Annotated in this window: 3 protein-coding genes; all 3 read right to left on the bottom strand. The window is 36.1% G+C overall.

Features of this window, described 5'->3' with window-relative positions; genetic code table 11:
- Positions 1-196 precede the first annotated feature (196 nt).
- Positions 197-640, bottom strand: coding sequence for a hypothetical protein (locus ACIQ2S_RS11375; protein ID WP_396176070.1), 444 nt, complete (start codon positions 638-640; stop codon positions 197-199).
- 97 nt (positions 641-737) lie between these two features.
- Entirely contained in the window at positions 738-2,507 is a 1,770-nt protein-coding gene (locus ACIQ2S_RS11370) for a TonB-dependent receptor (RefSeq protein WP_396176068.1), read from the bottom strand.
- Positions 2,508-2,526: 19 nt separating this feature from the next.
- On the bottom strand, positions 2,527-4,842 hold a 2,316-nt coding region (locus tag ACIQ2S_RS11365), incomplete at its 5' end, for a tetratricopeptide repeat protein (protein ID WP_396176066.1).

Genomic DNA, 4,842 nt, shown 5'->3' with positions numbered 1-4,842 from the left:
AGATTATAACTAAAAATAACTATTAGAGGACATTTGGTAATAAATTATAATCGAAATACTATTCAAGATCTCAATTCAATTATTAAAAGGTTGAACACAGATTTTAATAATTTGAATAATTGAAAAAATAATTTTCTTTTCTTAAGAATTTAAATTTCTTTTATTTCTTTCATCTGTGTTCAAAAAACACTATTTACTAAAAAATTGAGCCGATTTTGTAGCTAACCTTATTAAAAATAACGATTTCTTGAACCTTCTTCCCCACAAACAACTCCCCTAAAGGCGATTGTGGCGACATTCCAAAAATAGATTTACCATCCACTTCAATTTTTGGCAAAGCAATAGCCATCAAGAAAAAGGTGTCGTTCGCTTCAATTAAACTTCCTAAAATAACTTGTTGGGAAACAATGGAGTAATCGATTTTAAGAAATTTATTCTGAGCATCTAAAAGCTCTAACAATTTTTTATTAAGTTTTTCCTGTTCCAGATGCATCATTGCCAAACCGGTTTCGTGCTTGTCGCCGGCAGAACCTTTGGCATCATTCAAAGAATCTTCGGTTAAATCTACAATCATTTCGCGTAAGGAATTGATGCGGTCGTTTAGGTAGTGGTTATAGTGGTGGATAATTTGTTGTTTCATTTTAAAGGTGCTAAGGTTCTGAGGTACTAAGGTGCTACGGTTATTGAGGTTCTATTTTGCCTCAGTACCTTAGCTCCTTAGAACCTTAGTACCTTTTTTAAAAATCAAATTTATAATTCGCTCCCAACACAATTTGAAATTGTTGCACCGGGAAATTAAACCACTTTTCATACGATTGATTCAAGATATTGTTGGCTCGTAAAAATCCGGTCAGGCGATCGTTATGTCGGTAACCTACATTCGCATTCAAATCGAAATAACTGTCTAACGTCACTTTTTTAAACTCATAAAAAGCCGGATCTAACGCTGAGGCAACAATGTATTGATCGTAACGACTGCCTACTAAAAACAAATCGACTCCGGCAAACCATTTTTCGGTGAAATTCACACCCATGTTTCCGCCTAATTGAATGGTTGGCAAATTCCATGCTTCGCTTTCATTGTCGGTGGTATACGTGCTAAAAGTTCCGTTGAAACCGAAGGAAAAGTTTTTGGAAAGATTTGCGTTTACTTCTCCAAAGAAGCTCAACGTATTCACATCGTCATACACCAATGTAAACGAATTTCCGTAGGCAAAACTTTGATTTGCTCCGATTGCAACCGGTAGTTCTAAATAATTACTTCTGAATAGTGGTTTGTATTTTTCACTCAACATCGAACCACGAACATTGTAGCTGATGTTATTGGCCAACTTTCCTTTTAAACCGGCGAACAAATCATATTGTTGGTCGGTTGGTCGGATTTGCAACGTTGGTGACAAAAACGGATTAATCGTGGTAAAATCACGATAGCTGTTTTGTTGCAAACCACCTTCGGCACCTGCATAAAAAACCATCAAATCGCCAACCACTTTGTAAGCAGCTGTTATTTGCGGATACACATACAATTTACTATCTACTTCTTGTGCGGCACTGTACACTAACGATACCCCTATATCCATAGATAAATCGTCGCGGGTATACACAAAACTCGGATTGATTCCGATATTTGCAAAACCATAATCAATAGCTGTGGCATCATTGTGACCATTTTTGAAAGTACCTCCTACATAATCTACAATCACATTGGTGTTAATATCAAAATCATTAATAGCTACATCAAAGGATGGCTTTAAAACAAAACGGTTTTCAGCCGATTCGTAGCCATCCCAAAAACGATTGTATTTTAACGTGGCATCTTTAAAAAATGTTTCGGACAAAGCAATTTTTCCACCGATGTAAAAATTGTAATAGGTTTGTTGCGAATCAATGCCGGCTACCAACAGTTGTTTATCCTCCGAAGTTAAACCTTCCGTAAAATAGGTTGGCAAGCCATACCAATTATAGATTTGGTGTTCAAATCCCAAATCGCCACTCCACGACAAGTCTTTTCCTAAAGAACCATACGACAAGTCTAAAGTTGTATTTGAAAATTTATCATCCAAATCCAAACCTTCTATTCCGCCTTGTGAAGAATGATGACGAAGCATTCCGCCGATATACTCATTGCGACTCAAGTTTTCGGTCACAAATAATTCGCCAATCACTGTCCCGTAATTCCCAAAACCTAACGTGGCATAATTGTCAAACAATTTTTCTCTTTTTGATTTTTCGACACCTTCCGCTTTTCCTTTGGCAGGAGTAAAAGTAGAAGCCACCGGAAACGAAAAAATAGTGTATTGAATGGGTTCTTTTTTCAATGTTTCCTCGTCGTCTAACGGTGGCGTTTCCTTTACTTTAAAAGCATCCGATAAGGTTGCTGTATAAGGCTTTACAACGTTTACGACCTCGGTTCCTAAATCTTTATCATCTTTTTGAGCAACAGCTGTTTGAACAACTGCTAACAAAAGAATTATACTATATTTTGGGTTAAATTGCATACTTTTCATGGTTTGGGCTTTACACTAATTAATTCTGAATGGATGAGTTACGTTTGGCTTCTTCGGCTTTGATAAAGGTTAGCTCTTTTTGAGCTTCCTCCACTACATCGGGATATTCTTTTAAATTAGTAATGACACTTTCTAAAATAACCGTTGCATTAAAACTGTCTTTCAAAGCATAATTATTTTTTGCCAAAACAATTAAGCTTTTACCTAAATAATATTTGTAGCCTGAATAATCCTTGGTGATTTTTTGAATCACTTCGCCTGAAGCTTCGTATTTACCTTCTTTATTTTTGAAATAGGCATCGTAATAAAACGCTTCGGCTGCTAACTCCCCTTTTGATATTTTCTGCAAAGTTGCATAGGCTGCTTTTGCTTTTACTTCATCATTGGTTTTGATGGCAGATCGAGCCACAATCATTTGAGCATCACTTTTGATTCGGTCGTCTACTTTCGCATTTGCGAGTACTTTTTCAGCATAAATAACGGCATTGCTATAATCTTCTTGTTCGTAGTAGGCTTTCATTAAATTCGATTGTGCGAATGTTACATTCTGAGGAAAATCGGCTTCCGCTTCCAAGCGTTTTAAAGCGGGAATAGCTTTGGCAAAATCTTTTTTCTTGATATAAATTTCAGTCAAACGAGCAAGTGATTGTTCGGTATATTCGTTTCTGGATTTGGAAACCACATATTCATAATGCGGAATGGCATTGTTTTCCAGTTTATCTGCATAATACAATTGTGCCAAATAGAAATTCGCGTTCAAGGCATGCATTCCGTTTGGAAATTTCGAAACATAACTACTGAAACCTGAAATAGCACCTTTGGCATTGTTTTGCAAATACATTTTTTCGGCCGATTCATAGGTAGTATTGTCCAAATCACTATCAGACACTTCCACATAATCCAATGTTTTTACCCAAACAGCATACTCATCTACTTTTCCGGTATCAACATATATTTGACGTGCGGTAGAAACGGCTTCTAGGGCTTCTGTAGTTCTAGGATAATCTGCCGCTACTTTTTTCAATTTTGTAATGGCCAATTGTTGTTTGCCTTCATTGTAATAAATCAATCCTTGACGTAAAATAGATTTTGCTGCAAACGAACTGTTTTTAAATTCATTAACTAATTGATCATACGTTTTAATCGCCAAATCGGATTTGTTTTCATTGGTATACGTATTTCCCAACTCAAACAAGGCATCATCACGGTATTGTGATTTTGGAAAGTTTTTCAATAAAGCATTCAAATCTTCGATTTTTTTGTCGTTTCTATTGACAAATCCATAACTAATGGCTTTTTGAAAAGCGGCATAATCGGCATCCACCCCTTTCATTTCCAAAGCTTTATTATAAGCCTCCATGGCAGGCCAGTATTTGGCATTCACAAAATTACAATCTCCCAAACGCAAATAACTGTCGTTCAACCGGGTTTTATCTGTTTTGTTGGCATCAATGTGACTTTGGAAATTTGTTATTGCTTGATCGTATTCTTTCAATTTAAAATGCGTGTACGCAATATTGTAATAAATGTTTTTGTGTTCCGGAGTCGATTTCGCTTCTTCATAACCCAAAAACTGCTTGTAACTCAACATCGCTTCTTTAAAATTATCCAGCGAATATTCCGTTTCACCTTTCCAAAATAAAGCACGGGCGGTGAATTTAGCATTGCGAGGTTCTGCAATTGATTTTTTAAACATTGCCGAAGCTTCTTGAATTTCACCGTCGGTGTATAATTCTAAACCACGATAAAAAGTGACTTTCTGATAGGCTTGCCGGTTTTCGGGACTTTTATTTTTCTCCAATAAAACCAACGCTTCTTTGTAATTTTTGGAGGTGATATACGAATTAATTAACAGTGTTTCAATCGTGGCTTTATGAGGTGTATTGGGATATTTATTCATGAAACCACTCAGAACATCCGGTACACTTTGGTACGGATTTCCTATTTCGTAACTTAATTTGGCATAGTTTAAGTACGCATCTTCTTGGATTTTTAGGTCAAAATCCATTTCCGAAGCCGTTTTAAATGCGTTCAAAGCCTGTTGCTTTTTATCGGTTTTTAAATAACTTTCGCCCAAATGGTAATAGGCGTTTTGAGCCACTCCGTCGTTCCCGTCAATTATTTTATTGAATTGAGCGATGGCATTTTCATAATCGTTTTGTTTGTAATAGCAATAGCCGAATAAATATAAATCGGTATTGCTCCATTTTCCTTTTTTTCCTTTGTATTCTTTTAAATACGGCAGTGCTTTGTCGTATTGCTTCAAGTTAAAATAACTTTCTCCGATGATTTTATTCAATTCTGATTTTTCTGCGGCTGTTGCTTTCGGCATTGC

Origin of the sequence: Flavobacterium sp. (assembly GCF_044371705.1) — a bacterium.
In the GTDB taxonomy this organism is placed as follows: Bacteria; Bacteroidota; Bacteroidia; order Flavobacteriales; family Flavobacteriaceae; genus Flavobacterium.
This window is presented reverse-complemented; position numbering and strand designations above follow the sequence as displayed.

Excerpts from the sequence above, each read along its gene's own strand:
- ACIQ2S_RS11375 (WP_396176070.1), bottom strand. The coding sequence starts at position 640 with ATGAAACAACAAATTATCCACCACTATAACCACTACCTAAACGACCGC.
- ACIQ2S_RS11370 (WP_396176068.1), bottom strand. The coding sequence starts at position 2,507 with ATGAAAAGTATGCAATTTAACCCAAAATATAGTATAATTCTTTTGTTA.